This window comes from Ferdinandcohnia sp. SAFN-114 (genome assembly GCF_059415045.1).
Window position 1 is genome coordinate 1 of sequence record NZ_JBPFDQ010000226.1, and the last position, 503, is coordinate 503.

Below are 503 nucleotides of genomic sequence, written 5' to 3' on the forward strand. Positions count from 1 at the left end.
GCATAAACTCCTTGCGGAATTGTTGGTTCAGCATATCTCCCATCCTTAACTAATTGTGCAATGACTTTGGCATCCTTCACATCATTTTTAGTTGGTGAGTTATCATCCAATTCCTTAGACTTTTTTACGTGAAGTGGATTTACGGCAACAAATTTAATACCATTTTCTTTCAGATTATGAGCTAGATTTAGCCAATAATGACCTGTTGGTTCCATACCAACAATTACTTTTTCCATGCCCTGTTCCTGCTTTAAATGATTGATCCAATCTATAAAGGCTGAGAAACCATCTTTGGTGTTCTCGAAAAAACAAGGTGTCCCAAACTCAATTCCTCTATAATCTTGCGCTCTAGCAACGTGCTTGAACTTAGCAATATCAACACCTATAATTAGTGTTTCGGAAGTAATTTGAGCAATTTTATTGTTTTGGTTATAATTCATTTGAATAGCCTCCTGGTTTTATTAGATTGTCCTTTTAGCCGGCAAGCGTTGGACACTCTTATT

General features: G+C 36.4%; 1 protein-coding gene. It reads right to left on the minus strand.

Going from position 1 to position 503, the window contains the following annotated elements:
• Positions 1–440, minus strand: a 440-nt coding sequence (locus tag ACR65M_RS27035) for an IS110 family transposase (protein ID WP_440274964.1), incomplete at its 3' end; no start/stop codon positions are given.
• Between the last annotated feature and the right edge of the window lie 63 nt (positions 441–503).